Raw genomic sequence first — 26,632 nt, forward strand, 5'->3', positions numbered from 1 at the left:
CGATTCGCGAGCGTCCGAATACGCTTCGCTATTCGAACATGCAGCCCTCTAAAGAGGACAAGGTTTAGCTTTTTTAAATTGACTATTAAGGCAGAAAAAATCAATCTAAATCTACTCTTAGGCAGACAATTTGAGCACTTATGGCCATGGAACTCCAAAGCAGGCTTATTTTCATTGACACGTCAGCATTCGAAAACAAAAACTTTCAATTTGACTCTCATAAATTGGATCAGCTCTGCGGTTTCTTGGAAAAAAGAAAATTACACTTACTGACAACCGAAGTAACAATTCAGGAGGTTAAAAAACACCTGAAAGAGAAAGCGAAAAAAGCAGCCAGCACCATAAAAAAGGCTCAGAAGGAGGCAATGATTCTCAGAAACACTCCAACTCTTGATTGTCATGGGATTTTTTCAGCCCTAAAAGAAAATGACATTAACAAGATTCTGATGGATGCATTTGATAAATTTTTAACGATTAGTAATGCTGAGATTGTCCCAATAAACATTGTTGATGCATCAATTGTTTTTGAAAACTACTTCAATAGTCTTCCACCTTTCTGTGGAGAAAACAAAAAGAATGAGTTTCCTGATGCATTTGCTTTAGAAGCTGTGCGCAAAGTAAGTGAGGAAAGAGAGCATCTACTTTATGTAATTAGTTGCGATGGAGATATGAAGGCATATGCAGAGCAATATGAAAATATTTTTCATCTAAAAACCGTAGATGAGCTAATTGACTTAGTTATAAGAAATGAAGCTGAATTAAGCGAACCGGTATCTTTTGCGGATAAGGTGTTCACTAGACTTGAATCCGAAATTATAAAAACCATTCACGCTAAACTTTCAGATATGGAGTTTTATCCGGACAGCAGCTATTACTTAGATGTCGATATCGAACGTATTATTGTTACCCAAGTAAGCGTAGTCGACAAAAACCTTATAGAAGTTAGCCCACATAGGGCGACCTACGAATTGGAAATTGAAATTTCGGTGAGTGCAGAATATTCAGCTGCAAATTATGAAAACTCTCCGTGGGATCCTGAAGACAGAGAATATGTTTTCATAGTCACCGACAGATTACATATTAATCACAAAGAGAAAACATTCGTCGATGTGAGCCTAAATTATGATGATGAGCTTATTGCTCGCGCCACAGTAGATGACATTGAATTTATTGATTCCCTAATATGTACAGATCTAGTTATCACCTGACACCGGCCTCAAACCGGTGTCTTGTTTACGCTACTTTAGTGCGCACTTCCTTCGGTATCAATTTCAGACCCTTCTTGAACATGCTGTAAGGCGTCTGTCCCTCCATCATCCTGCCCTGATGTGGCCGCTGGGTGTTGTAGTGTTCCAGGTAGCTATCCAGGTCTGTCTGCATCTGCTCTACCGACTCATACCAGGTCGTCCTCCCCTTGATACGGAAGTGTTCATCCAGCAGTGTGCGATGCAGCCGTTCGATAAAGCCGTTGCTCTGCGGCCTGCGTACCTTGGTTGTCCGGTGCTCAATCCCCTCCAGTTGCAGGAACAGCTCGTAGGGATGGTGGTCAGCTCGTCCACAGAACTCGCGCCCGTTATCCGACAGGATGGTATAGACCCGTGCCTCGTGGGCCTCGAAAAACGGCAGTACCGTTTCATTGAGCACATGAACCGAGGTCACCGGCAGCTTGCTGGTGTAGAGCCGTCCCCAGGCGTGGCGGCTATAGCAGTCCAGCACGGTTTGCAGATACACCTTGCCAACCCCCTTGAGCGCGCCGACGAAGAAGGTGTCGACCGCCACCAGTTCTCCGGTGTAGTGAACCTCAATCTGGCGTTCGCGAAACTCGGGGCTGAAGCGTTCGAGCAGGCGAATCTGCTCGTCATTGAGCTCAATGGTCTGCTCCCGGTGAGTTTTCTCAAGGCGCAGCAAGCGGTCGTGTTTGGAGAGCAAGTCGTGCCGTTGCCACACGCCACGCACACCGCCCGCACTGACATTGATGCCTTGCAGAGCCAGTTCTTGCGCGACCCGCAGCGGGCCATGAGTTGGTCTGGTGAGGGAGTAATCGAGGATGGCGTGTTCAATCTCGGGAGCGACCCGATTGGGATGAGCCCCTTTACAGCCGGGCAATTTGTCGAGCAAGCCCTCGGCGCCATAGGTCTGGTAATTACGGCGAATTTCGTAGAACTGCTGACGGCTGTAGCCGATGAGCTTGCAGGCTTTGCTGACATTATTGAGCTCTTTGGCGAGCTCTAGCAGGCTGAGTTTGCGACGTGCTACTTTCTCGTTGGTGGTCATACGGTGACTCCAGATAACACGGTAGGGGTACCGTTTTGTTATCCGGTTTGAAGCCGTATGACCACTCCCTTTTGTGGGCAACTGTCAGGTGAATACCGTCTCCATACACCTAATATCTTTAGATATGGACGACGCCGAGATCACTCTTCAAGAGTCGTCTTATGATCCTGATGACTATGAAGAATAAAAAACCACCCGTATAACGGGTGGATTTTATCATTATCACCAGACCAATTCGGGATATTTACCCCAACGGCGGCGTGCGTGGCGGCACCATCCGCTTGCTGCCGGTGGACTCGAAGGCCGAGGCAAAGCGCAGCAGCTTGTTGTCGTCATAGGCGCGACCGGCGAAGGTCAGGCCCACCGGCATACCGATATCGGCCATGATGCCCATGGGGACGGTGACGGTCGGCACGCCGAGGTGGCGAATGGCGAGGTTGCCGTTGGCGACCCAGATGCCGTTGCTCCAGGCGATATCGGCGGAGGCCGGATTCACGTCTGCATCAGCCGGGCCCACATCGGCCACGGTCGGGAACAGCACGGCGTCGAGCTTGAGCCCGTCCATCCAGTCCTCCAGATCCAGCTTGCGGGTCTGCTCCAGGCCACGCAGACCGTCCGGCACAGATGCAATCTCGTCCCAGGATTTCAGGCCGCGCTTGGCCATATTGACGTACTCGTCCATGCCAGCGGCGAGATCCCCCTCGCGGTTCGGCAGGGTGCCGGGATCGTGGGGGAAGATCTTGGGCCCGTCGACATCGGCGAGTTTATTGAGCTTGGGATCGCCATTGGCGCGCAGGAAGTCGTCGAACGCCCAGCCGGAGAGCTCCCACAGCTCGTCGTTGAGAAACTCCGGGCTCACGATGCCGCGGTTGAACACGGTGGGCGCGCCGGGTCTGTCCCCTTCGCAGTTGGAGACCAGGGGGAAGTCCACCTCTATGACTTCGGCGCCCGAGGCTTCCAGTGCCTGACGGGCCTGCTCCCACAGCGCGATCACAGTCGGACGAGTATGGATGCGCTGACCGGTCGGGCCGCCGATACCGGGATTGTCGCTGGTGCCGGCCAGTTCATCCTTGTTGATAAACATGCGCGGCACGCCGAGGCGCTTGCCCTTGAGGGCGTCGGGCTTGGCGGCCAGATCCAGATAGGACGCCGGACGCACCTCGGAGGCCTTGGGGATCTTGACCCAGGGCTGCATCCGCCACAGGTCACCACGAGTCTCGGCATCGTCGGCCACTACCACATCCAGCACTTCCAGCAGATCGGCCATGGTGCGGGCGTAGGGCACGACGACGTCCATGGTCGGGGTCAGGGGCCAGTTGCCACGCACAGAAATCACGCCACGGGACGGGGTGTAGGCACACAGGCCGTTGTTGGAGGCCGGGCCACGGCCGCTCGACCAGGTCTCTTCGGCCAGACCAAAGGCGGCGAAGCTGGCGGCGGTGGCTGTACCGGCGCCGTTGGAAGAGCCGGAGGCAAAGGGCGCGGTCAGGTAGTCGGCGTTGTAGGGGCTCTCGGCACGGCCATAGACGCCGCGCTGCATGCCGCCATTGGCCATGGGCGGCATATTGGTCTTGCCCAGGCAGATGGCACCGGCGGCGCGCAGGCGCTCCACGGTAAAGGCGTCGCGCTGGGCCACCAGATCCTTGAAGGCCGGGCTGCCGGATGCGGCAGTCAGCCCCTTGACCAGATAGCTGTCCTTGGCCGTGTAGGGGATGCCGTCGAGCGGGCCCAGAGTTTCACCACGGGCGCGGCGGGCGTCAGAATCTTGCGCCTCTTTCAGGGCATCGGGGTTGGGCACCACGACGGCGTTGAGGCGGGTTTGTGTCTCGGGGCCGTCATAGGCTTTGATCCGCGCCTGATAGGCCTCGACCAGTTCGACCGCAGTGGTGCGGCCGGATTCGAGCGCGGCACGCAGCTCGGCAATGGAAACCTCGGTCACTTCGATCATTGGGGATCTCCTGCAGAAGGGTGACTGTTTGTCATGATGATCGCCGCATCGGCGCCTGCGACCATCACATTATCAAGAGATAAAACCCCACTGAGTGGGGTTTTGAATACCAACCTCGGCTGGCTTGGAACAGGTTCTTACTTGCCAGAAGGAATTTGCTGAGTAATGCAGTGGATATTGCCACCGCCCAGCAGGATCTCCCGGGCCGGTACGCCAACCACTGTGTGCTCCGGGAAGATCTCTTCCAGAATGCGCTGGGCTTCGCCATCGGTGGCGGCATCCAGCAGCGGGTAGACGATGCGATCGTTGGTGATGAGGAAGTTCACATAGGAACCGGCCAGACGGCCTTCTGCCTCGCGCGGCACACCGCTGCCGCTCTCGACGCCAGCGGACTCCTCTTCGGTGCAGTAGAGCGGGCCCGGCTGGGGCAGCTTCCAGATTTTGAGCTTGCGACCCTTGGCATCGACCGCCGCTTCCAGCACCTTGAGGGCGGCCAGGGAGCGGGCGTACTGGGGATCGCTCTGGTCGTCTGTCCAGTGCAGGGCCACTTCACCCGGACGCACGAAGCAGCACATGTTGTCGATGTGGCCGTCGGTCTCGTCCATGTAGACGCCTTCGTCCAGCCAGATGAAGCTCTTCACGCCCAGATAGTCGCGCAGGTGAGCTTCGATCTGATCCTTGCTCAGGTGCGGGTTGCGGTTCTCGTTGAGCAGGCACTCGGCGGTGGTCAGGCAGGTGCCTTCGCCATCCACGTGGATGGAGCCCCCTTCCAGAATGAGCGGCGCGGCGTAACGATCCATGCCGTGCTGCTCCAGCATCCGGGCCGCCACTTTCTCGTCCTGATCCCAGGGATAGTAGAGACCGCCCTTGTGGCCGCCCCAGGCGTTGAAGCCCCAGTCCACCCCGCGGCACTCGCCGGCGGCGTTGGTGACCACGGTGGGACCGGTGTCGCGTGCCCAGCAGTCATCGCTGGCCATCTCCACCAGGGTGACGTGGGCGGGCATGATGGCGCGAGCCTGCTCCATAAACTGGGCCGGCACCCCCATAAAGACCGGGGTGGCTTGCCCGATGGCATCGGCCACCTTGGCGAAGGTGGCTTGCGCGAAGCGACCGGCGACGCGCCAGTTGTCCGGGCGGAACGGCCAGATCATCCAGACGGCCTGCTGGTGCGCCCACTCGGCGGGCATGGTGAAGCCGTCGGCGGCCGGAATGGAGTTGATGGTCTTGATGCTCATCGCAAGGCTCCTTGCATGGATTGAGGCCCCCGGATTGATGCAGGAACCCTGGAAAAATAAGAGTGGGTCGCAGTGTAAGAAGTTGCGCGCCCATCCATCAAATGAATAGGATGGATTGTCCCATAAGCACGGCGAATAATCCTCCATGAAACTGCACCAGCTCGACCTCAATCTGCTGCTCGCCTTTGACGCCCTGATGACGCAAGGGAGCGTGACCCGCGCCGCCGAATCGCTCTTTATCAGCCAGCCCGCCATGAGCCACTCCCTCAACCGGCTGCGCACCTTTCTCGGCGACCCGCTGCTGGTGCGCACTCCCCAGGGGATGTTGCCGACTCCCCGGGCCCAGCGCCTGCACCTGGGGGTGCAGCAGGCACTGCGGCTGCTGGAGCAGCAGCTGTCCGAGGAGGACGAGTTCGCGCCGAGCCAGTCGAAGCGCCGCTTCGTGCTCTGCACCACGGACTACGTGGAGTGCGTGCTGATCCCGCCGCTTATCCAGCGCCTCAGGACGCTGGCCCCCGGGGTCACCATCGAGATCCGCATCCTGCGCGACACCCTGCCCGAAGCCGAGCTGGCGAGCGGCGAAATCGATCTGGTGCTGGGGTTTGACGAATACATGCAGGTGCCGGGGTATCTCGGCAAGGAGACCTGGCTCACCGAGCCCCTGGCCGGGCTGGTGCGCGCCACACTGGCGCTGGAGGAGGAGCGCATCACCCTGGCAAAGCTTATCGAGATGCCCCATGTGTTCCACTCGCCGCTCGGCACCTCGGAGGCGAGCCTCGACCGCTATTTGCAGAGCCTGGGTCATAGCCGCACCATCTCGGTCAACAGCCAGAGCTATATGTCCGCCGCCGCCATCGTGAGCCAGAGCGACCACCTGCTGGTGCTGCCGAGCATGGTGGCCGAGCTGCTCGCCAACCACTGGCCGCTCAGGAGCCTGCCCCTGCCCGAAGACGTGCCGGACTACCACCTCAACTGCGTCTGGCACCCGGTGCATGCGCAGCAACCGGCCTTGATCTGGTTGAAGGCGTTGATGAAGGAGCTGGTGAATCCGGGATAAGCGCTGCGTCTGGCACACCAGGCTGCACGCCCAGCAACCCGCGCTCATCTGGCTGAAAGAGTTGATGAGGGAGTTGGTGAATCCGGCATAACCCGCTGCGTCTGGCATACCAGGCTGCACGTCCAGCCACCCGCTCTGACATGGCTCAAAAATCTGATGAAGGAGCGGATGAACCAGGAATAGCCCCTCACCGGGCCTCGCTGGCCACCGGCAGTTCGCCGAGGGCGATGGCGGCCTGCAGGCGGCGGTGATCCTCCCGGGTACGCTGGCCATAGGCCACCGCAAACTCGGCGATGGCCTCGTCCATCACGTCCGACTTGCCCAGGTAGCCGGCGATGCGGGCCGCGTCCCCCGACTTGGCGTGGGCCAGCGCCAGGGCCCAGCCGCAGAGCTGGCAGTATTCGACGAAGTGGCGGGGCCTGACCATGCCTGGGGTGATGTCGATGCCCCCCTTCATGTCCCGCAGCTGGCGCACGTAGAAGTGGCGTCCCCTGAGCTCGCACCAGCCGAGGAAGATGTCCGGCGAGCCCTGGATCAGGCGCTGGCCCCGCACCACCCGCCGCCCCTGGCTGCCGCTGTCATCCTCCGAGGTGAAGTAGGGCGCCAGCACCGAGGGCTGGGCCTCCTTGACCTGCAGGAAGAGGGGATCGTCGTCGTCGGCCCCGGTCAGCAGTATCACCCAGCAGCGGGTGCCCACGCTGCCCACCCCGACCACCTTGCGCACCACGTCCACGACCCGGTAGCGGCGCAGCAGGATCCGCCTGTCTTCCGGCAAGGAGGCCAGATAGGCCTCCAGCAGCTCCCCGAGCACCTCGTAGACAGGCTCCCCATCCTCGGTGTGGGTCTCGCGGATGACGAAGGGGTGGATCTCGCGGATCCTGTGCTGATCGTCCACCAGATCCGTCATCTTGCCGAGCACCTGCAGGTGATTGCGCCCCCTCGCCTTGGCGAAGGCGGCTTCGACACTGCGGTGGGCATCCTCGGAGAAGGCGTGGAGCACTGAGGCCTGATCGATGCGATCGTACCAGACGTGCATGAAGCCCATCTTGCCGTACTCCCGCAGCCGGGTGCGGTAGCCGGCCACCGTCATTCTGGCCGCCTCCCGCTGGCGGGCGGCGCTGGCCCCGAGAAAGTCGGCCGCCACCAGGGCGCTCGCGGCGAGCCGCTTGAGATCCCACTCCCAGGGCCCGATGTGGGTCTCATCGAAGTCGTTGATGGCCAGCACCAGGTTGCGCTCTGCGCTCGCATAGAGGCCTATGTTGGCCACGTGCATGTCGCCGCAGGCCTGCACCATGAGCCCGGTGCGCGGCGTGTCGACCAGATCCGCCGCCATGATGGCCGCCGCCCCGCGCAGAAAGGCGAACGGGGACTCCTGCATCCTGGCGTGGCGCACCGGTACCAGCCGCTGCACCCGGGTGGCGGCCTGGGCCTTGAGCACGGCGATGGGATCCCGCCCGTGCGAGGGATCCGGCAGCAGGCAATGGGATTCCCGGGGCACCCGATCGCGCAGTTGCTTGCCGGCGGCGAAGCGCTCTTCGATGGAGAGACGGGGGGCGGTGAAATGCATCAGCATCGCCTGGGACTTCGATGGTTTGGCCATATTCGCTTGCTCCTGACACTGTCCCATGAAGATGGAAGAGGGGGCGGACGAGAGCAAGGCAGGACGGGGAAAAATCGGCCGAAGCAGGCCGTGCGAGAGGGGTCAGCGAAGGACGAGGGCCGCCATCAACTGGGTGACGACCCCCTCCAGCAGCATAGGGTCCGGGTGGCACTGGGCGAAGGTGATGAGCCCCTGGATATTGACCTGCAGGAAGGCGGTCAGGGTGGGGATGTCCCGCCCGGGCGCCAGCTCCCCCAGCGCCTTTGCCCGTTGCAGCTGCTGCGCGAGATCGCGCTCCAGTTCGCCATAGATGGCCTTGCAACGCAGGTGCAGCTCCTCGTCCTGCTCCGCCAGCTCCATCAGGGTGCGGGTCACCAGGCAGGCGCCCTGCAGCGCATCGTCCACCAGCCGGGTGAAGTAGGCATGCAGCCCGGCCAGGGGGCTCGCCTGCTCGAAGCAGCGCCGGCGCAGGGCGCACTTCTCCTCCACATAGTGATCCACCGCCGCCAGCAGCAGGCCGCGCTTGTTGCCAAAGGCCGCGTAGAGGCTGCCCGGGTGCAGGCCGGTCGCCGCCACCAGCTCCTGCATGGTGGTCTTGGCATAGCCTCTGGCGCGAAACGCCTCCATGGCGCTTCGCAGGACAAGATCCCGATCAAATTCGGCAGTGCGCATGGGGTCTCCGTTGGCAAGGTGTCGTGGGGCGGGAAAACAGGGCGGCAAGTTTACCCCAGCCATTCCCTTCAATCCATGTTGAATGCTTGCTCAAAAAAGACTTGCACACAAACCAAAAAACGTCTTGAATGCCCGTTCAAGAATCATCCCCAAGGACAAACCCCATGGATACCCTGTTTCAACCCTATCGCCTGAACGACACCCTCACCCTGGCCAATCGCTTCATGATGGCCCCCCTGACCCGCTGCATGGCGGGCCCGGGCCTGGTGCCGACCGAGCAGATGGCCGCCTACTACGGCCGCCGCGCCGACATCGGCCTCATCATCTCCGAGGCTACCATCATCCGCCCGGACGGCCAGGGCTACCCGAACACCCCGGGGCTCTACAGCGCCGAGCAGGTGGAAGGCTGGAAGAAGGTGACCGCCGCCGTGCACGCCAGAGGCGGCAAGATCTTCGCCCAGCTGTGGCACGTGGGCCGCCTCTCCCACCCCTTCTTCCATCACGCCGAAGTGCTGGCCCCCTCCGCCGTCGCCCATGAGGGCACGGTGCCACGCATGCGCGAGCTGGTCTATCAGGTGCCCCGCGCCCTGACCGAGAGCGAGATCGCCCAGCTGGTCGAGGATTACGCCCAGGCCGCCGCCAACGCCATCGAAGCGGGCTTCGACGGGGTGGAGATCCACGGCGCCAACGGCTACCTCATCGATCAGTTCCTGCACCACGCCAGCAACCTGCGCACCGACAACTACGGCGGCAGCCCCGAAAACATGAGCCGCTTCGCCCTGGAAGTGGTGGACGCCATCAATGCCCGCATCGGCGGGGACAGGGTGGGTCTGCGCCTCTCCCCAGGCGCCTATGTGCACCTCGAAGGGGATGCCCGGGATCGCGCCGTGTTCGACCACCTGCTGGCCGAGCTGAACCAGCGCACCCTGGCCTATGTGCACCTCGGCATCTTCGATGACAGCCTCACCTTCGACTACCTGGATGGCCGCGCCTCCGACTACCTGCGTGCCCACTACGACGGCCATCTGGTCGGGGTCGGCAACTACAGCGCCGAGACCGCGGCCGAGGCCATCGAGGCCGATCGCTTCGACCTCGTCGCCATCGGTCGCCCCCTCATCGCCAACCCGGACTACCTCGCCAAGGTGAAGCAGGGGGAGGCACTGACCCCCTATGCCGACACCATGCTGGCCGAGCTGGTGTAAAACCGCGCAGCGCCCACCGCGCCGGCGGAGCGGGCATCAGCCGCCAGCCCCTGGCGATACAGGGGTCTGGCCGCCGCAGCCTGCCTTTTCCTGACCAAGGATGGAGTCCGCGCCCTGGCGCGGGTTTCCAATGTTTGGGCCCCTCTCCCGGGCCCTTTTTTCTGCCCACTCACTCCCTTAATCCCGCAAAATGGTTGTCATCAACAACCAAAAAATGTTATTGGTTGCGTACGACAACCAAAACCCTCAGAAGGAAACTGAATCCATGGATCCCCGCCCCCTGCGCGCCCTGTCACGGGAACTGGTACGCGAACTCGGCATGCTCTCCCAGCAGTGCGGCTCCCTGGCCCTGAGCCCCCTGGAGGCCCACCTGCTCATCGAGCTGGAGAAAGGCCCCGCCACCAACCAGCAGCTCGCCGAGCGCCTTCGCATCGACAAGTCCAACGCCAGCCGCCCCCTGGCCCGCCTCGCCGAGCGGGAGCTCATCGCCTGGCAGCCCCACCCCTCGGACGGGCGCAGCAAGGAGGCGAGCCTCACCGAACAGGGCAAGGGGCAACTTGAGGAGCTGCACCGGCAGATGGACGAGACCATGGCCGGGGCCCTGGCCCAGCTATCCCCCGCCGAGTGCGAGCGGATCTGGGAGGGGATGCGGCTCTATCGCAGCGCCCTCTCCCGGGCCCGCCGCCAGCAGGGGTTCGTCATCCGCCCCATCACCCCGGCCGACAACCCCCATATCGCCGCCGTGGTGCGCGCCGTCTCCGCCGAGTACGGCCTCACCGCCGACAAGGGCTACGGGGTGGCGGATCCCAATCTCGACTTCCTCCACGAGACCTACCAGGGGGAGCGCAGCCGCTACTGGGTGATCGAGGGGCCGGACGGCAGCATCCTCGGCGGCGGCGGCATAGCGCCGCTGGCGGGAGATCCGGAGATCTGCGAGCTGCAGAAGATGTACTTCCTCCCCGCCCTGCGCGGGTTGGGGCTGGGACGGCGGCTGGTGCTGCAGGCCCTGGCCGAGGCGCGCACCCTGGGTTACCAGCGCTGCTACCTGGAGACCACGGCCGTGCTGCGGGAAGCCACCGCGCTCTACGAATCCCTGGGCTTCGAGCACCTGCCGGGGCCGCTCGGCTGCACCGGCCACGACGCCTGCGAGATCTGCATGGTGCTTGAGCTGAAGTAGCTCCCCTATCCCCCCAACCCCTCGGCTTCGCCCCCTCATCCCCGCCCCTTCTCCCGCAAGGGGAGAAGGGAGCAAAACAGGATTCCGCGATTTTTCCGGCAGACGTCGGATGGTGTCCTCTCCCTGCGGGAGAGGACATTCAGGAAGGGAAATAGAACCAGGCGGTCTTGATCAGGCCAGCCTCCACCTCGAACACCGCCACGCTCTCGATGGGCTCGGGGGAGAGGCCATGGATCTTCTCGTGATCGAACACCTTGTTGCCCATGACTGTGCGTGACAGCAGCTCGGCCTTGAGCAGCGGGTTGTTGAATCTGTGCTCCGCATAGAAGGCCCGCAGCGCCCCCTTGCCGACTGTGCTCGGCGTCTCGGTCGGCATGCGGTAGCCTTTGAAATCCGGGGCAAAGCAGGCCACGAAGGCGTCGAGGTCGTGGGCATTGTAGGCGGCAAACTGCGCCTCCACGGGTTGGGTGACGGACATGTCTCTCTCCACGAGTGAAATTTGAATCACTTATCCGCAATGTTCATTCCATCATCAAGCCCCGGATGGGGATCGTCTCCCCCTCCCAACAAACGCCCCATAACAAAAGACCCCGCCGAAGCGGGGTCTCTCTTATTTCGTCAGCCACTCACAGGGCGCGGCCGGGGTGATCAGTGCTCGCGGGTCTGGCGGAACTGGACGTCGGGGTGACGCTCCTGGGCCAGGCGCAGGTTGACCATGGTCGGCGCGATGTAGGTGAGGTTGTCACCGCCATCCAGCGCCAGGTTGACCTCGTTCTTGCGCTTGAACTCCTCGAACTTCTTGACGTCGGTCCCTTCCACCCAGCGGGCGGTGGCGACGTTGACCGCCTCGTAGATGGCCTCGACGTTGTACTCGCTCTTGAGGCGGGACACCACAACATCGAACTGCAGCACACCGACCGCACCGACGATGAGGTCGTTGCTGATGAGCGGGCGGAACACCTGCACCGCCCCCTCTTCGGAGAGCTGCACCAGCCCCTTGAGCAGCTGCTTCTGCTTGAGGGGGTCGCGCAGGCGGATACGGCGGAACAGCTCGGGAGCGAAGTTCGGGATGCCGGTGAACTTCAGATCCTCACCCTGGGTGAAGGTGTCGCCGATCTGGATGGTGCCGTGGTTGTGCAGGCCTATGATGTCGCCGGCGAAGGCGTCTTCCGCCTGCTCCCGGTCACCGGCCATGAAGGTGACGGCGTCGGAGATGTTCACGTCCTTGCCGATGCGCACGTGGCGCATCTTCATGCCCTTGCTGTAAGTCCCTGACACTATACGCATAAAGGCGATGCGGTCGCGGTGTTTCGGATCCATGTTTGCCTGGATCTTGAACACGAAGCCGGAGAACTTCTCCTCGGTGGCCACCACCTCGCGGCTCTCGGCCTTGCGCGGCATGGGAGACGGCGCCCAGTCGGTCAGGCCGTCCAGCATGTGGTCGACGCCGAAGTTGCCGAGCGCGGTCCCGAAGAAGACCGGGGTCATCTCGCCGGCGATGAAGGCGTCGTGATCGAACTCGGGGGAGGCCCCCTGCACCAGCTCCAGTTCGCCGCGCAGCTGGGCCGCCAGATCTTCACCGATGGCGGCATCCAGTTCCGGGCTGTGCAGGCCCTTGACCACCCGCTTCTCCTGGATGGTGTGGCCCTGACCGCTCTGATACAGATAGGTCTCGTCCTTATAGAGGTGATAGACCCCCTTGAAGGATTTGCCGCAGCCGATGGGCCAGGTGATGGGGGCGCACATGATGTTGAGCTCGCGCTCCACCTCGTCCATCACCTCCATGGGATCGCGCACTTCGCGGTCCAGCTTGTTCATGAAGGTGAGGATGGGGGTATCCCGCAGCCGGGTCACTTCCATCAGCTTGCGGGTCCGGTCTTCGACGCCCTTGGCGGCGTCGATGACCATCAGGCAACAATCCACGGCTGTGAGAGTACGGTAGGTATCTTCGGAGAAGTCCTCGTGACCCGGGGTGTCGAGCAGGTTGACCAGGCAGTCGGCATAGGGGAACTGCATCACCGAGGTGGTGATGGAGATGCCGCGCTGCTTCTCCATCTCCATCCAGTCGGATTTGGCGTGCTGGCCCGAGCCACGGCCCTTGACGGTACCGGCGCGCTGTATGGCCTGTCCGAACAGCAGGACCTTTTCGGTGATGGTGGTCTTACCCGCATCCGGGTGCGAGATGATCGCGAAAGTGCGTCTCTTGGAGACTTCACTCAGAAATTCAGCTGACATAATTCGACGTTCTTCTATTGGGCGGCGGCGCGGGCCACCGTGGGAATAAATGCGGGACAGCACCTTGGGGTCAGGGCGCCCATGCATGCAACAACGCCACGCGGGCGGGTCGGGGACCGGCCGGTGGAAACGGGGAAGAGCGTTGCGTTACATGGGTCTGGCCTTGAGTCAAAGCAAAATTGCGCGGCATTATACCCGCGCGAGTGAAAAATACCCAGCCCGGCATCGAGGGGCCACCCCGGGCGGCGTCAGGCGGCCTTCACCACCCGGTTGCGCCCCGCCAGCTTGGCCTCGTACATGGCCTCGTCGGCCCGGCGCACCAGCTCGCCCAGGTTGTCATCCTCGGGCTTGTATTGGGCGCAGCCGATGCTGATGCGGATGGGATGATCCGCCGGCACCCCCTCGATGGCGAGGCGGGAGACGGCGAGCCGGATCCGCTCCGCCACCTCGGCGGCCTCGTCGAGACGGGTGTCCGGCAGCAGCACCAGAAACTCCTCGCCGCCGTTGCGCCCCACCCTGTCCAGGCTGCGCAACTGCTCCTCGATGCACTGGGCCACGGCGGTGAGCACCCTGTCCCCCACCTGGTGGCCAAGCTGGTCGTTGACCCTCTTGAAGTGATCCACGTCCAGCAGCAGCACGCACAGTGGCTTGCCCTCCTCCCGCGCCTGAGTGAACCACTTGCGCCCCTTGGCCTGGATCTGGCGCCGGTTGTGGATGCCGGTCAGCTCGTCCGTCATGGCGAGGCGCTGCATCTTGCGGGTGCGGCCGCGCTGGTGCACCACCAGTATGCCCATCACCAGCAGCAGCAGGGTCACCACCAGGTATTGCCAGTAGCGGCGCTCCTGCAGTTGCTTGAGCTTCTCCTCCTGCAACTGCTGCCGGGATCTCAGGGTCTGGTTCTCCAGCTCCTTGCGGGCGAGATCGAACTCGAAGCGCATCTGCAGAGAGCGCTGCTCCCGCAGTCGCAGCTCCAGGGCCTGCCGGGTCTGCACGAAAGTCTTGAGGCTGGCCAGGGCCTCCTGGATGCGGCCCTGGCGCTCCAGCACCCGGGCCCGCACCTCGTGGACCCGGGCGAGGAAGCGCAGATTCTGCTCCCTGGCGAAGATGGGCTCGGCCTCGTCCAGGTGCCGCTGCGCCTCGGCCGGCCTGTCCATGGCGTCCAGGGCGGTGGCCATGATGAGGTGCCAGTGGCCCAGGGTCACGCTGTCGGCCCCCTTCCCTCGCAGCAGCTGGGTCTTGACCTGTTCCAGCTTGGCCATGGCCTGCGCCGTCTTGCCCTGCTTGAGCAAGAGGGTGGCCATCTCGACCCGGCTCCAGGCCAGCATCCCCTCCTGCTGCTGCCCCAGGTAGTAGATCTCGGCCTCCGCCATCAGGGGCAGCGCCTTGTCGTACTCCTCGGTCTCGATATAGAGCAGCCCCTGCTGGCTGTGGATGTCCACCAGATGCTCCCGATCCCCCAGGACCCGGTAGTCGTGCTCCAGCTCCTTGAAGTAGCTCTCGGCCCGCTCATAGAGCCCCATCCTGCGGTAGGCGTTGGCGATCCGGGTCAGCACCTCGCGCCCCTTGCCCTCCAGTCCGAGCCCCTCGTAGCGGCGATGGGCATCGATCAGTTCCATCAGCCCCTCGGCCAGATCCCCCTGGTAGGCGAACATCTCCCCCCGCAGGCTGAGGATGTCGGCCCGCTGGCGTTCGTCTCCCAGCCGGCGGGCCAGGGTCAGGGCCGCGTCGTAATCCTGCCTGGCCTCGGCCATGTTGCCGAGCAGCTGCCTGTGGTAACCGCGACAGGCGAGCAGGCCGGCCTCGGTGACCCTGTCCTTGCGTGCCCGGGCCCGGTCCAGCCCCTGATCGGCAAACTGCACGGCGCGCAGGAAGTCGTCATCCCGCTCGCTCGGCTGGGCCCAGCACTGCAGGCGGGCGATGCGTCCCTGCACTTCCTCCGGATACACCTGCTTCTTGTCCGCCAGCGCGGCGACGCGATCGCGAAAGATCCGCTCCGGCAGCCCGCCGTCTTCCAGCTGCTGCAGCTCGCGCAGCAGCTCGGGCTCGGAGAGCCGCGGTGGCTGTGCCAGGGCCGGCGTCATCCCCAGCCACAGCAGCAGGCCACACCCCATCAGGATCTTCATGCAGATTCACTCTCCCCGTTTACCGGCCCGGATGCCACGCTCACCGCTGTCATCATATCCCCACCGTCTCCGGGCGCACAGCCGCCGGAGGGCGAGAAAATTCCTCATGTCAGACGGGAGCCCCCGCTATCCCCTTCTTTACAGAAGGAAAGTCTGCATCGACTATATAGGCTTTCAAACAGGGAAGGGATGAGGAATGACCTACGAGGAGCTGCGGGAGGCTTACGACAGGTTGTTGCTGGAGAACGAGCGTCTGAAGCGCATCGCCGAGGACGCGCGGGAGAAGCTGGATGCCGCCATGGACGGCACCGGCCTGTGCATCTGGCAGAACCATGTGCCGACCGGCAAGCTCATCATCTTCAACCGGCGCTGGGGATCCATGCTCGGCTATCAGCCCAAGGAGCTGTCGGCCCACTTCGACGTCTGGCGCGAACACCTGCATCCGGAGGACAGGGAGCAGGTGCTGCAGGCCTTCTTCGACCATCTGGAGGGCAAGAGCCCGTTTTACCAGGTGATGCACCGGATGATCGCCAAGGACGGCAAGACCACCTGGGTGCTGGACCGCGGTCGGGTGGTGGAGCGGGATGCCCAGGGCAACCCCATCCGGGTGATGGGCACCCACATCGACATCACCCACGAGAAGGAGTACGAGCAGCAGCTCGCCCAGCTCGCCCACCGGGATCCCCTCACCGGCCTGCTCAACCGCACCGCCCTGCACCGTCAGTTCCCCGGGGAGTACCAGGCCATCTGTTTCATCGATCTCGATGACTTCAAGCGGGTGAACGACAACCTGGGCCACCGGGCCGGCGACGAGCTGCTGATCGCCCTCACCCGCCGGCTGCGCGACTGCTGCGAGGAGGGGGTGAAGATAGGCCGGCTCGGCGGCGACGAATTCGTGCTGCTGCTGCCCTGGCCGAGCGAGGATCCCCGCACCAGCCACCTGGCTCGCCAGTGCATCGACGCCATCGCCACCCCGTTCGAGCTGCCCAACGGCGAGGCGGCGGTGGGGCTGAGCATGGGGATTGCGGCCATCCGGCCCCAGGACGACTTCAGCACGGCGCTGGCCAGGGCCGATCAGGCCATGTACCGGGTCAAGCGCGCCGGCAAGCGCGGCTTCCACATCGCCCAGCCGAGCGGCCAGCCCCTGCTGGATCAGGAACAGGTCAACGAACGGGGCCTCTGCCACAGGCCCGGCGTCTGACCCCCAGACAGTGCCGGCCTGCCCCTAGCTGCGCTGCCAGCGCCTGAGCAGGCGTCCGCGCAGGCCGCAATCCAGCAGCCAGCTGTTGTCGAACACCCGCAGTATGGCCGTCTTGGCGTGACGGGACATGGCGACGGCGTGGAACCGGGTCTGCTGCGCCCGCCGCCCGTTCATCCGATCGAGCAGGGCGTGGGGCAGGCTCTGGGCGATGAAGTCGGAGACCACCAGCACATCGGCCTTGGCAAACGCCGGCTCCTCCAGCTGGGTCAGGGCCTGCTCCAGACAGGGCACCAGATCGGTGCCGCCGTGGAAACTCATGGAGAGGAAGCGCTCCGCCTTCTCCAGCCCGGTCTCGGCGGTGATCTCGAGGGTCGCCACCTCGGTGGAGAAGAGCATCAGATAGCAGCCCCGCTTCTCGTTCATCGCCACCTTGAGCAGAGCCAGGAAGAGCGCCTTGGCGCACTCCTCCGGGTAGCCCCCCATGGAGCCCGAAGTATCGACGCAGACGATGAAGGGGCCCCGAGGTTGCACCTCCTGGCCCCCCTGCTCCGGGGAGCGCTGCATCAGGCGCTGCCGTGGCAGGGTGCCCCTGGACTGGTAGCTCAGCAGGCGCCGCTCCAGATAGCGGCGATAGAACTCCAGCTCCAGCTCAGGCAGCGCCAGCATCACCGCCTCGCTTGGCAAGAGGCGCATCAGATCGCTGGCCGGGTGCACCCCCACCAGATCGTCGGGCACGTCGTCGCTCTGCACCTCCTCCAGCTCGTGCACCGGCACAGGCGGCAGCGTCCTGGCCTCGCTGCGCCGCTCCCGCTCGCTGCGCCCCAGCAGGGCGGCGATCTCCGCCAGCAGGGGCTCCTGCTGCAACATGCGGGCATATTGCTTGATCAGCACCAGGCTGCGCTTGTGCCAGCTGCCCTGGGCCAGATCCCAGAGGCCGCCCGCGGAGATCTGGTGCGGATCCAGGGCATCGGCCAGGGTCCGGTTCGCCAGCAGCTGATCCTCTATCTCCTGGCGCTGCTTCTCCCGCTCCGCCTCGGCGATCTGCTGCTGCAACTGCAGCAGGCTGCCTACCAGGCTGTAGCGCCACTTCTCGATGAAGAGCTGGCGCAGCCCCTCGGTGGGCTGGGCCAGCATCTGGCGCACCAGGCTGCGGGCATCCCCCGCGAAGGGGCTGTGCTGCTCCAGGGCCTCCAGCAGGGCCGGCAGTCGCCCCACCAGCTCCGGCAGGGGCAGCAGGCGGTGCGCCTGATAGAGCAGGTACTCCTGCTCCAGCGCCACCGGTACCGGCTTGTGGCGCATCTCCTCGCCGAGCTGCTCGCCCCAGCGCTGGATCCGCTTCCTGAGCAGCTTGCCCTGCAGGGGAGAGCGCTTGATGAACTCGGAGATCTTCGGGGTGGAGGCCAGCAGCAGCGCCATCTCCCCCGCCAGCTCCCCCTCGCCGATGAGGAGCCCCAGATCCATCATGCCGATCTCTAGCATGGCCACTCCCTGTGCAGGGGACGCAGGGTGCCATCCCGCAACGGCAGGCGGCTCGTGTTAGGGGCCAGCGCCACGTCGAACACCATCAGGCATCCAGCCTGGGCAGGCGATCCCGCCACTGTTGCAGCTCGGTGCCGAGCCGCTCCAGATCCCGGTTCAGCACGAAGAAGCTGTCTTCCACCTGGCGCAGCCAGTTGTCCCCCACGAACAGATGGGGCTGGTGGCGATCGAACAGGCTGCGCTGCCCCTTGAGGCTCTGCTGCACCCGGACCACCTGGCTCGCCAGCTCCTCCAGCTCCGCCAGCCAGGGGCTCATCACCACCTCGGGGATGGGGGTCCGCTCCACCAGCACCAGGGGCACGGGCTGGCGCTGGATATCCAGCACGTGCAGCCGCAGCTGCTCGTCCAGCACCAGCTCGTAGTGCCCCTCCTTGGGGTTGCCGAGCTGCCAGCCCACCAGGGCCTCCCCGGTGGGGTGCCAGTGGGAGAGCAGGGTGCGATCGAAGGTGAGGGTCTCGGTCAGGCGGTCGGGATCGCCGCCGTCCAGGGGCGCCGGGGTGAGCAGGTGGAAGTGCACCTGCTTGCCGAACGCCCTGGCGTTGGCGAGCGGCAGCTCGGTGCCGCGGGCGCGGCGACCGAACCACTGCTTGCGCTTGACCGCCTTGCTGCCGATGCGCTGGGCGACGGCCCCCTTCAACTGCTTGAACCGCTCGCGCAGGGCCAGCAGTTGCCGGGTCAGCGCCAGCTGCTGGTAGCCGTAGAGGCGGGAAAACTCGCCGATCATCTCCAGCAGCGCGGTGCGGGAGGCCTCGTCGTGCCAGAGGCAGTCCTTGAACAGCAGCAGATCCAGCGGGGCCACCTCGTCGCGGCCGTTGAAGAAGGCGCTCGCCTTGATGAGCCTGACGGCCTTCTTCCAGCGCCGATCCGAGACATAGCAGCCGTGCCCGAGCTGGCTGTCGAGCTGCTGGCGCAACTGGTAGATGAGCTCGAAACAGGCATCGGGCAGGCGCACCTGCTCTATCTGCTCCTGCCAGGCGGCGTACTCCTCCCCCCGGATCTGCACCGAGGGGGTCAGGTTCTGGTGGGACTGGCCATCGCTCGCCAGCATGGCCTGGAAGTTGGATTTCTCCTGCACCCTGTCCATCCAGACCCGCACCAGCATGCGGTCGTAGAGCGCCTCCAGCCCGCTGTCCGGGGCCGGCAGCTCGTTGGAGGCGGTGACCAGCAGCCGCATGGGGATGGGGTGCTGGCTGTCGCCGTTGCGAAACTGCCGCTCGTTGATGGCGGTGAGCAGGGTGTTGAGGATGGCGGGGCCCGCCTTCCAGATCTCGTCGAGGAAGACCACCTCGGCCTCCGGCAGGTAGCCGCTGGTCAACCGCAGGTACTTGCCGTCCTCCTTGAGCGCCTGGATGGAGAGGGGGCCGAACACCTCCTCCGGCGTGCTGAAGCGGGTCATCAGGTATTCGAAGTGACGGGCATCGTGAAACGCCAGCTTGAGCCGGCGGGCGATCAGGCTCTTGGCGATGCCCGGGGGGCCCAGCAGGAAGACGCTCTCGCCGCACAGGGCCGCCAGCAGGCCGAGCCGCAGGGCGTCCTGGCGCTCATACAGCCCCTCCCCGAGGGCGGCCAGGAGCCGTGGCAGGCGCTCATGGATGGGGGTGGCACGAACAGTATTCTGGGCTAAAGGCGGCATAGGCACAGTTCCGAAGCTGGTATGGTCATAGGGATTCGGGGTCCGGCCTCTGGCCCCCTCCCGTCGTCATTGTCTGTCATCTCTGCCCCAACCGGCGTTCATCCGCCATCGCCGCACGGCGAAAAGGCAACGTCCGGGGTGCAGCAAAACCCGCGAGAGTGTACTCTGCTCATCAGAATTTACCCCAACGCAGATCAAGAGTGAGCCTTCGCCATGCAAGATCCCCTGCTGGACCCGCTGCGCCAGCGCATTCTGGCCCGGATGGGCATCACCCTCTGGCAACAGAGAGGCCAGGCCCTGCCGGGTCAGGCGGCAGGGGCGACGCCGGTGACGGCTGAACGCCCGGCGCATGATGCGAACAACGGGCATCCGGCCCCCTCGCTGCCGACCGGCAGGCTGTGGCTGCAGGCCGACACCCTGCCCTCCCCCGCCCTGCTCGGGGATCTCTGCCAGTGGCTCGGCATCGGCACGGACGAGGTCTCCCTGCTGGCCAGGATCCCCGAGCTGCCAGAGGGGACACCGCAGCCCCTGATCTGGCTGACGGCCCCGGATGCCCGCTGGCCCGACGCCCTGGTCTGCCCGCTCAAGCCCGACGGGACACACAAGCGCGCCCTGTGGCAGCAGTGCCGGCACCGCCAGCCCGGTTGAACCGGGCTCCCTGACGCAACGACCATGGCACGGCCATGGCCTCCCTCGCAAGCCCGAATCCCGCCCGGAGTCACCATGTCTGACCTTTTGCCCCTCTTCCGCCCCCTGCTCGAATCCGATTTCGAGGCCATCTACCCCATCGAGCAGGCCGCCCACCAGGAGCCCTGGAGCCGGGCCAACCTGCTCTCCTGCTTCGGGCCGCGCTATCTCAACGGCCTGATGCTGGTGGACGGGCAACCGGCCGGTTTCTACATCTCGGATCTGGTGGCCGGGGACAGCTCCCTGATGAACCTCTGCGTGCACCCCGATTTTCAGGGCAAGGGGCTGGGGCGGGCGCTGCTCAAGGAGTACCTGGCTCGCAGCAAGGCCGGCGGGGCCGAGGCCTGGTTCCTCGAGGTCAGGGCCGGCAACCGCACCGCCATCAACCTCTACGAGAGCGAGGGGTTTGCCGAGTATTGCCGCCGCGCCGACTACTACGGCACCGGCCAGGATCGGGAGGACGCCGTGCTGATGTCCCGCCTGTTCGACTTCGGCTGATCCCATGCCGCTCGGCTCAGGCTAAGAGGCCGCCCGCAACAGACAAGGGGGCATGCCGCCCCCTTGTCGTTTCTACCCTCATCCCGACTCCCACTCGCCCTCAGGGCAGGGGGGCATTGTCGATGGCGGGATCCTCCAGGCTCAGGGTCACCCTCAGCACGGCCTCGAAGGCGGCGCCCGAGATCGGCATGAAGAAGCCGCGGCCATAGGTGACCCCGGGCATCCAGATCTCCTCGGTATCCGGCACGACCCTGATAGGGCGCAGGGGTTCCCCCGGTCGCTGGACATAGATGCCTGGGGCCGTCTCCACCCTGGGGAAGCGGCGCAGAATATGCTCGCTGCCATCCCCCGCATCCGGGTTGAGCCGCACCTTGGCCAGCCCCGCCAGGGCGGACTGCATCTCGGGGGCACGCCACATCCTGTTGTCGAGCGCCTTGCAGCGCCGGCACTTGGCGCGCTCGATCACATAGAGCAGGGGATATCCCTCCTTCAGTGCCAGCCGCTGCGCCTGCTCGTACCCCTCGGCGCCGCTCAGCCAGGGATTCTCCTGCCCCGCAGTTCCGCCCAACGCAAACCAGAGGGCACCGGCCCCCGCCAGCAGCAACAAGGCGCCGGTCAACAGACTCTTGATCCCGATATTCATGGCTCTACTCCCTGAATGAATCCGACCCTTGCCCTTATCATGCCTGACTCTCCCCAAGTTGACGACTTTGTGATCCAGGACAAATGGCGAACACTTGTAAGCCGTAATCTTAGAGTTTAAACTCCAGCCCCGTTTTCAGTGCCCCTGCGGGCGCACAACTGTTACTTGAGGATGAGTGAGATGTCGCAGTTTCATCTGGTTAGAGTGATGCGTGAGCGTATTGCCCGCCTTGGCAACAAGGCCGCCCTGCGCGTCCAGCAGGATGGCCAGTGGCGCGCCATCGGCTGGCGCACCCTGGGTCAGGCCATGGATTATTGCGCCCAGGGGCTGATCCGCGCCGGCCACCAGTCCGGCGAGATGGTCGGCATCTACGCCCGCAACATGCCGGAGTGGACCCAGGCCGACCTCGGCATCCTGGCCGCCCGCGGCGTCAGCGTGCCCATCTACCCCACCAGCACCCTCGATCAGTTGCGCTACATCGTCAAGGATGCCGGCATCAGGATGCTGTTCGTGGGGGAACAGCCCCAGTTCGATCAGGCGCTGCAGCTCATCGACAGCGGCGAGATCCGCCATATCGTCGCCCTGGACGGCACCGTCGACCTGCGCGGCTGCGCGGCTGCCAGCCACTTCCAGACCTTCCTCGTCTCCGGCAACCACCCACCCAGCGAGCTGGAGCTGCGCGAGCGCGAGCGCCACTACCGCATGGACGACCTGCTGACCCTGATCTACACCTCGGGCACCACGGGCGAACCCAAGGGGGTCATGCTCGACTTCGCCAACATGGCCGCCTGCTTCGAGATGCATGACCGCCGCCTCGACCTGAATGAACAGGACGTGTCCCTCTGCATGCTGCCGCTGAGCCACGTGTTCGAGCGCGCCTGGAGCTACTACGTGCTCTACTGCGGCGCCGAGAACGTCTACATTCGCGACCCGCAGAAGGTGATGGATGTCATCGGCGAGGTGAAGCCCACCGTGATGTGCGCCGTGCCCCGCCTCTACGAGAAGGCCTACGCCATGATCCAGGCCAAGGTCGCCCAGGCCCCGCGCCTGCGCCGCGCCCTGTTCGGCTGGGCCACCCGGGTCGGCAGGCAGATGGTCGCCGCCCGCCAGGCGGGCAAGTCCGCCTCTCCCCTGCTCTACGGCCAGCTCTGGCTCGCCGAGCGCCTGGTGTTTCGCAAGCTGCGCGCCCGCTTCGGCGGCCGTACCCGCTTCCTGCCGGTGGCGGGCGCCCGTCTCGCAGACGAGGTGAACCTCTTCTTCCAGGCCATGGGGCTCAACCTCAAGTACGGCTACGGCATGACCGAGACCACCGCCACCGTCTGCTGCTACGAGGACACCCGGTTCAGGCTGGGCTCCATCGGCACGGCGCTCTGCGGCATCGAGGTGAAGCTCGGCGAGAACAACGAACTGCTGGTGCGTGCCCCCACCGTGATGCGCGGCTACTACAACAAGCCGGAGGCCACGGCCGAGGTGATGACCGAGGATGGCTTCCTGCGCACCGGCGATGCGGGCGAGCTGGATGGCGAGGGCAACATCTACTTCACCGAGCGCTTGAAGGAGCTGATGAAGACCTCCAACGGCAAGTACGTGGCCCCCCAGCTGGTGGAAGGGACCCTGGGCAAGGATCGCTTCATCGAGCAGATCGCCATCGTCGCCGATGCCCGCCACTTCGTGTCGGCGCTCATCGTCCCCTGCTTCGAGTCCCTGGAGGAGTACGCCCGCTCCATCAACCTGCAGTACCAGTGCAAGACCGAGCTGCTGCGCCACTCCCGGGTGATGGAGTTCTTCGAAGCCCGCATTCAGGATCTGCAAAAGGAGCTGGCCAAGTTCGAGCAGGTGAAGAAGTTCACCCTGCTGCCGAGCGCCTTCTCCATGGAGCTCGGGGAGATCACCCCCACCATGAAGCTGCGCCGCAAGATCATCGAGGCCAAGTACCAGCGCGAGATAGAAGCCATGTACAGCCACGTCTGACCGACGGGCCAGACATGAAAAAGCCGCTCATGGAGCGGCTTTTTGCTGGGCGTCTCTCCCTTATGGCAGCTTGACCAGGGGTTGCTCGCGCAGCTCGGTGGCCCGACCGGCCTGGATCTTCTCCACCCGGGCCAGGGCCTGCTTCACCTCGTCGGCATTTTGCAGCAGGCGATAGGTCAGATCGAAGGTCTTGGTCTCCCCCGGCTGGATCTTGGGGACCAGCCCCAGCGGGCGCTGGTACTTGGTGCTGTAGGCATAGCTGGTGCCGGGCTCGATGCCGGTCACATAGCCCTGGGCCCTGGTGTCTGTGTTCTTCCAGAGCGTGAGCACCGGCAACTGCCGGGTGTTGTAGCCCACCGCCACCCCGGCGTTGCCGGCCTTGTTGTTCAGCACCGCCAGGGTGTTGCCGTCGGCATCGCCGTAGGGCACCAGGTTGAACACCATCTCGTCGAAGCCCTTGGTGGGCCCCAGGTAGGTTTGCCAGCTCTTGAGCCCGGCCTTGGCGTAGTCATTGAACGGGGAGATCTGCTTCACCGGCGTGCTGACGCGCGCGCCCTCCTCCAGGATGGGGGCCCCGAAGTTGCCGTGGTAGATGATCTGGTACTCGTTCTCGTAGTCCGCGTGGTTGGTCAGCTTGTCCTGCAGGGCAAACTCCCCCTGACCGGGCACGACGCTGAGCTGGGTCCAGGTGACCAGCTCGCTCATCTTGAAGGTGCGCTCGTCCACCCGGCCCCGCACGTGGATGGCGTAGGGCGGCGCCTCGTCCACGGTCACGCTGACCACGGAGGCGGGAATGTTCTGCACCCGGCCGTGCAGGCTCTTGAGGCGGCCGTCGTCATCCACCCCGGGGTGACCCGTCCACTCGTAGCCGCAGCGCACCAGCATCTCGTTGAAGCCGTCGAGCCAGCCGAGGCCGCCACGGCTCTCGAGATCGATGAAGGCGGGGTTGACCACCTCCTTGACCGGTGAATCCCAGCCGAGGCGCAGATCCGCCGCCTTGACCTCCTGGATCCCCATGCCGCGGGTCGGCACCAGGGTGATCTTCATGACGCCGTTGTCGACGATGAGCAGATCCACCCCCTCCTGGCGGCCGCCGTGCAGGCGCTTCTTCTCGATGGTGAAGGGAACCGGGCTCTTGATGCCGAGCTTCTCGCTGGTGATCTTCCAGTCGCCCACGTCCAGCCCCTGCTGGGAATCGGTCAGCAGGAATTCGGCGGCGTGACCCGCGGTGGTACCCAGGGCGAGCAGCACGGCAAGGGAGAGTTTCTTCAACATGGATGTATCCTCGTGTCTCTTGTTTTTGTGAAGCTGAATCGTTTCAGTGATCGAGAAACTAGGCGGCCGACGTGCCGGACTCAAGAGACAAAAGGAGGAAATGTGAGCCGATTGACAATAAAAGCGCCCCCTACCCTGCTGAAATGAAGGCTGACTCACAGTTATGCGGAGGGAAAAACCAGGCACGCCGGCGGGGAGCCGAGAGGGGCCGCTCCCCCTCACCCCGCCCGCATCACATCAGGCAAGGGCCAGCGCCACGGCGGCTTCGGCGTGGATGGCGGTGGTGTCGTAGAGCGGCACGGCGGCCTGGCACGCCCCCACCAGCAGGGCGATTTCGGTGCAACCCAGGATCACCGCCTGGGCGCCGGCCTCGGCCAGCCCGGCGATGATGGCCAGATACTCGGCCTGCGACGACTCGCGAATGTCGCCGAGACAGAGCTCGTCATAGATGATGCGGTGCACCCGCTCCCGCGCAGCGTCACCAGGCACCAGCACCTCCAGCCCGAACCGCTCCTGGAGCCGCCCCTTGTAAAACGCCTGCTCCATGGTGAAGCGGGTGCCGAGCAGGCCGACCCGGGTCACCCCGTCGGCCAGCAGGCGGCGCGCCGTGGCATCGGCGATGTGGAGCAGGGGGATATCGATGGCGGCCTCGATCTCCGGCGCCACCTTGTGCATGGTGTTGGTGCCGATCAGCAGGAAATCGGCGCCACCGGCCTGGACGGCCCTGGCCTCGGCCGCCAGCAGGCGGGCGGTGGCGGGCCAGTCGCCGGCGTGCTGCAACCGCTCAATCTCGGCAAAGTCGACGCTGGCAAGCAGCACCCGCGCCGAGTGCAGGCCGCCGAGGCGAGCTCGTACACCCCGGTTGAGGGCCTGGTAATAGCTGACGGTGGACTCCCAGCTCATGCCACCCAGCAGACCGATACATTTCATGGCACCTCCTTGCCAGCTCAGGTGAAACAAAAAAGGCCCCGAAGGGCCAACAAGACAGCCGGTAAAGGCTCAGGCCTATGCCTAAACCCAGATCATCAGCACGCAGGCCGCGGTGGCGAGCCCCATGCCCAGATTGAAGCGACGCCAGCCCCTGGCGGTGCGGATGAGACGGCGCACCTGGGCACCGAACAGCACCCAGAAGGCCCCGGTATAGAGGCCGGTCACGAAGAAGATGCCGAGTACCCAGCCGGCGGACGGCCAGTAAGCCTCCCCCGCCAGGGTGAAGCCGCTAATGGCGGAGAGCGCCATCATCCAGGCCTTGGGGTTGAGCAGTTGCAACATGGCCCCCTGATGGGCCGGGATCAGCGGCCGGTTTCCCTCCGCCGGACCGCTGGCATTGGCCACCTTCCAGGCCAGCCAGAGCAGGTAGGCCGAGCCGACGAGCTTGAGCCCGTCGTGCAGCAGCGGCACCTTCTCGAACACCACCCCGAGCCCCAGGGCCATGGCCAGGATCATCAAGTTGATGCCCCCCACCACCCCCACCAGCAGGGGAACGGAGCGGCGAAAACCCTGGGCGGCCCCGGCGCTGGTCAGCAGCATGTTGTTGGGGCCCGGCGTGCCACAGGTGATGAGGGCAAAGCCCGCCAGGGGGAGCAACCAGTTCAGATCCATCTCAACCTCGTTCGGATACGGCAAGCCTCCTAATATGCAGAGCCGGCGCCAGGACGACAA

Annotated in this window: 22 protein-coding genes; 8 read left to right on the top strand and 14 right to left on the bottom strand. The window is 64.2% G+C overall.

Translation table 11 applies throughout. The features are described 5' to 3' along the window. Window positions 1-140: 140 nt before the first annotated feature. On the top strand, window positions 141-1,208 hold the full coding sequence (locus R2B70_RS16110; RefSeq protein WP_318161978.1) for a PIN domain-containing protein: 1,068 nt from the start codon (window positions 141-143) through the stop codon (window positions 1,206-1,208). 25 nt (window positions 1,209-1,233) lie between these two features. Here the strand turns inward: R2B70_RS16110 and R2B70_RS16115 are convergent, their stop codons facing one another. The 3 genes from R2B70_RS16115 to aguA all read right to left on the bottom strand — a co-directional run bounded on the left by R2B70_RS16115 (window position 1,234) and on the right by aguA (window position 5,457). After that, complete coding sequence (locus R2B70_RS16115; protein WP_318161979.1) at window positions 1,234-2,274, bottom strand: IS481-like element ISAs19 family transposase; 1,041 nt, start codon at window positions 2,272-2,274, stop codon at window positions 1,234-1,236. Between the two features lie 244 nt (window positions 2,275-2,518). Further along, the gene (locus R2B70_RS16120) at window positions 2,519-4,222 is read right to left on the bottom strand and encodes an amidase (protein WP_318161980.1); all 1,704 of its coding nucleotides are present in this window, start codon (window positions 4,220-4,222) and stop codon (window positions 2,519-2,521) included. A gap of 137 nt (window positions 4,223-4,359) precedes the next feature. Continuing rightward, entirely contained in the window at window positions 4,360-5,457 is a 1,098-nt protein-coding gene (gene aguA, locus R2B70_RS16125; RefSeq protein ID WP_318161981.1) for an agmatine deiminase, read from the bottom strand. A gap of 145 nt (window positions 5,458-5,602) precedes the next feature. Here aguA and R2B70_RS16130 point away from each other — a divergent pair, with 145 nt between their 5' ends. Next, on the top strand, window positions 5,603-6,514 hold the full coding sequence (locus R2B70_RS16130) for a LysR family transcriptional regulator (RefSeq protein ID WP_318161982.1): 912 nt from the start codon (window positions 5,603-5,605) through the stop codon (window positions 6,512-6,514). A 187-nt stretch (window positions 6,515-6,701) separates the two neighbouring features. Here R2B70_RS16130 and R2B70_RS16135 read toward each other — a convergent pair whose 3' ends face one another. Continuing rightward, entirely contained in the window at window positions 6,702-8,114 is a 1,413-nt protein-coding gene (locus R2B70_RS16135; protein WP_042077752.1) for a DUF2252 domain-containing protein, read from the bottom strand. 102 nt (window positions 8,115-8,216) lie between these two features. Continuing rightward, window positions 8,217-8,786, bottom strand: a complete 570-nt coding sequence (locus R2B70_RS16140; RefSeq protein ID WP_209794694.1) for a TetR/AcrR family transcriptional regulator — start codon at window positions 8,784-8,786, stop codon at window positions 8,217-8,219. Between the two features lie 164 nt (window positions 8,787-8,950). Here R2B70_RS16140 and R2B70_RS16145 point away from each other — a divergent pair, with 164 nt between their 5' ends. Next, the gene (locus R2B70_RS16145) at window positions 8,951-9,988 is read left to right on the top strand and encodes an alkene reductase (protein ID WP_318161983.1); all 1,038 of its coding nucleotides are present in this window, start codon (window positions 8,951-8,953) and stop codon (window positions 9,986-9,988) included. 265 nt (window positions 9,989-10,253) lie between these two features. Then, window positions 10,254-11,165: a GNAT family N-acetyltransferase gene (locus tag R2B70_RS16150; RefSeq protein ID WP_209794695.1), complete on the top strand. Its 912-nt coding sequence runs from the start codon at window positions 10,254-10,256 to the stop codon at window positions 11,163-11,165. Window positions 11,166-11,304: 139 nt separating this feature from the next. Here the strand turns inward: R2B70_RS16150 and R2B70_RS16155 are convergent, their stop codons facing one another. From R2B70_RS16155 to R2B70_RS16165, 3 genes are all read right to left on the bottom strand, one after another. Beyond that, window positions 11,305-11,643 (bottom strand): nuclear transport factor 2 family protein, encoded by a 339-nt coding sequence (locus R2B70_RS16155; protein ID WP_209794696.1) that lies wholly within the window; start codon window positions 11,641-11,643, stop codon window positions 11,305-11,307. Between the two features lie 170 nt (window positions 11,644-11,813). Further along, window positions 11,814-13,403: a peptide chain release factor 3 gene (gene prfC, locus R2B70_RS16160; protein WP_157005270.1), complete on the bottom strand. Its 1,590-nt coding sequence runs from the start codon at window positions 13,401-13,403 to the stop codon at window positions 11,814-11,816. A gap of 245 nt (window positions 13,404-13,648) precedes the next feature. Continuing rightward, a complete protein-coding gene (locus tag R2B70_RS16165; protein ID WP_318161984.1) occupies window positions 13,649-15,523 on the bottom strand; it encodes a diguanylate cyclase in 1,875 nt (624 codons plus the stop codon). A gap of 196 nt (window positions 15,524-15,719) precedes the next feature. Here R2B70_RS16165 and R2B70_RS16170 point away from each other — a divergent pair, with 196 nt between their 5' ends. Then, window positions 15,720-16,724 carry a sensor domain-containing diguanylate cyclase gene (locus tag R2B70_RS16170; RefSeq protein ID WP_318161985.1) on the top strand — a complete coding sequence of 335 codons (1,005 nt, stop codon included), beginning with the start codon at window positions 15,720-15,722 and terminating at the stop codon, window positions 16,722-16,724. A 24-nt stretch (window positions 16,725-16,748) separates the two neighbouring features. Here the strand turns inward: R2B70_RS16170 and viaA are convergent, their stop codons facing one another. Together viaA and R2B70_RS16180 are read right to left on the bottom strand one after the other, a co-directional pair. Further along, a complete protein-coding gene (viaA, locus tag R2B70_RS16175; RefSeq protein ID WP_318161986.1) occupies window positions 16,749-18,203 on the bottom strand; it encodes an ATPase RavA stimulator ViaA in 1,455 nt (484 codons plus the stop codon). Window positions 18,204-18,288: 85 nt separating this feature from the next. Next, window positions 18,289-19,896 (bottom strand): ATPase RavA domain-containing protein, encoded by a 1,608-nt coding sequence (locus R2B70_RS16180; protein ID WP_318161987.1) that lies wholly within the window; start codon window positions 19,894-19,896, stop codon window positions 18,289-18,291. A gap of 213 nt (window positions 19,897-20,109) precedes the next feature. On the opposite strand from R2B70_RS16180, the gene R2B70_RS16185 reads away from it, so the two are divergent. Further along, complete coding sequence (locus R2B70_RS16185; protein WP_318161988.1) at window positions 20,110-20,544, top strand: hypothetical protein; 435 nt, start codon at window positions 20,110-20,112, stop codon at window positions 20,542-20,544. An 87-nt stretch (window positions 20,545-20,631) separates the two neighbouring features. Then, a complete protein-coding gene (gene rimI / locus R2B70_RS16190; protein ID WP_042074172.1) occupies window positions 20,632-21,081 on the top strand; it encodes a ribosomal protein S18-alanine N-acetyltransferase in 450 nt (149 codons plus the stop codon). A 100-nt stretch (window positions 21,082-21,181) separates the two neighbouring features. Here the strand turns inward: rimI and R2B70_RS16195 are convergent, their stop codons facing one another. Next, complete coding sequence (locus R2B70_RS16195) at window positions 21,182-21,724, bottom strand: hypothetical protein (protein ID WP_042074159.1); 543 nt, start codon at window positions 21,722-21,724, stop codon at window positions 21,182-21,184. A 180-nt stretch (window positions 21,725-21,904) separates the two neighbouring features. On the opposite strand from R2B70_RS16195, the gene R2B70_RS16200 reads away from it, so the two are divergent. Beyond that, window positions 21,905-23,695, top strand: a complete 1,791-nt coding sequence (locus R2B70_RS16200) for a long-chain fatty acid--CoA ligase (RefSeq protein WP_318161989.1) — start codon at window positions 21,905-21,907, stop codon at window positions 23,693-23,695. A gap of 60 nt (window positions 23,696-23,755) precedes the next feature. Here the strand turns inward: R2B70_RS16200 and R2B70_RS16205 are convergent, their stop codons facing one another. The 3 genes from R2B70_RS16205 to R2B70_RS16215 all read right to left on the bottom strand — a co-directional run bounded on the left by R2B70_RS16205 (window position 23,756) and on the right by R2B70_RS16215 (window position 26,572). Beyond that, complete coding sequence (locus R2B70_RS16205) at window positions 23,756-24,970, bottom strand: aldose 1-epimerase family protein (RefSeq protein ID WP_042074156.1); 1,215 nt, start codon at window positions 24,968-24,970, stop codon at window positions 23,756-23,758. 237 nt (window positions 24,971-25,207) lie between these two features. Then, window positions 25,208-25,900, bottom strand: coding sequence for an aspartate/glutamate racemase family protein (locus R2B70_RS16210; protein WP_318161990.1), 693 nt, complete (start codon window positions 25,898-25,900; stop codon window positions 25,208-25,210). An 81-nt stretch (window positions 25,901-25,981) separates the two neighbouring features. Continuing rightward, the gene (locus R2B70_RS16215) at window positions 25,982-26,572 is read right to left on the bottom strand and encodes a LysE family translocator (RefSeq protein WP_209794705.1); all 591 of its coding nucleotides are present in this window, start codon (window positions 26,570-26,572) and stop codon (window positions 25,982-25,984) included. Between the last annotated feature and the right edge of the window lie 60 nt (window positions 26,573-26,632).

Origin of the sequence: Aeromonas sp. XH (genome assembly GCF_033348475.1) — a bacterium.
In the GTDB taxonomy this organism is placed as follows: Bacteria; Pseudomonadota; Gammaproteobacteria; order Enterobacterales; family Aeromonadaceae; genus Aeromonas; species Aeromonas sanarellii.

Coding starts and splice junctions, on each gene's coding strand:
- R2B70_RS16110 (WP_318161978.1), top strand. CDS start 141: ATGGCCATGGAACTCCAAAGCAGGCTTATTTTCATTGACACGTCAGCA.
- R2B70_RS16115 (WP_318161979.1), bottom strand. CDS start 2,274: ATGACCACCAACGAGAAAGTAGCACGTCGCAAACTCAGCCTGCTAGAG.
- R2B70_RS16120 (WP_318161980.1), bottom strand. CDS start 4,222: ATGATCGAAGTGACCGAGGTTTCCATTGCCGAGCTGCGTGCCGCGCTC.
- aguA (WP_318161981.1), bottom strand. CDS start 5,457: ATGAGCATCAAGACCATCAACTCCATTCCGGCCGCCGACGGCTTCACC.
- R2B70_RS16130 (WP_318161982.1), top strand. CDS start 5,603: ATGAAACTGCACCAGCTCGACCTCAATCTGCTGCTCGCCTTTGACGCC.
- R2B70_RS16135 (WP_042077752.1), bottom strand. CDS start 8,114: ATGGCCAAACCATCGAAGTCCCAGGCGATGCTGATGCATTTCACCGCC.
- R2B70_RS16140 (WP_209794694.1), bottom strand. CDS start 8,786: ATGCGCACTGCCGAATTTGATCGGGATCTTGTCCTGCGAAGCGCCATG.
- R2B70_RS16145 (WP_318161983.1), top strand. CDS start 8,951: ATGGATACCCTGTTTCAACCCTATCGCCTGAACGACACCCTCACCCTG.
- R2B70_RS16150 (WP_209794695.1), top strand. CDS start 10,254: ATGGATCCCCGCCCCCTGCGCGCCCTGTCACGGGAACTGGTACGCGAA.
- R2B70_RS16155 (WP_209794696.1), bottom strand. CDS start 11,643: ATGTCCGTCACCCAACCCGTGGAGGCGCAGTTTGCCGCCTACAATGCC.
- R2B70_RS16165 (WP_318161984.1), bottom strand. CDS start 15,523: ATGAAGATCCTGATGGGGTGTGGCCTGCTGCTGTGGCTGGGGATGACG.
- R2B70_RS16170 (WP_318161985.1), top strand. CDS start 15,720: ATGACCTACGAGGAGCTGCGGGAGGCTTACGACAGGTTGTTGCTGGAG.
- viaA (WP_318161986.1), bottom strand. CDS start 18,203: ATGCTAGAGATCGGCATGATGGATCTGGGGCTCCTCATCGGCGAGGGG.
- R2B70_RS16180 (WP_318161987.1), bottom strand. CDS start 19,896: ATGCCGCCTTTAGCCCAGAATACTGTTCGTGCCACCCCCATCCATGAG.
- R2B70_RS16185 (WP_318161988.1), top strand. CDS start 20,110: ATGCAAGATCCCCTGCTGGACCCGCTGCGCCAGCGCATTCTGGCCCGG.
- R2B70_RS16195 (WP_042074159.1), bottom strand. CDS start 21,724: ATGAATATCGGGATCAAGAGTCTGTTGACCGGCGCCTTGTTGCTGCTG.
- R2B70_RS16200 (WP_318161989.1), top strand. CDS start 21,905: ATGTCGCAGTTTCATCTGGTTAGAGTGATGCGTGAGCGTATTGCCCGC.
- R2B70_RS16205 (WP_042074156.1), bottom strand. CDS start 24,970: ATGTTGAAGAAACTCTCCCTTGCCGTGCTGCTCGCCCTGGGTACCACC.
- R2B70_RS16210 (WP_318161990.1), bottom strand. CDS start 25,900: ATGAAATGTATCGGTCTGCTGGGTGGCATGAGCTGGGAGTCCACCGTC.
- R2B70_RS16215 (WP_209794705.1), bottom strand. CDS start 26,572: ATGGATCTGAACTGGTTGCTCCCCCTGGCGGGCTTTGCCCTCATCACC.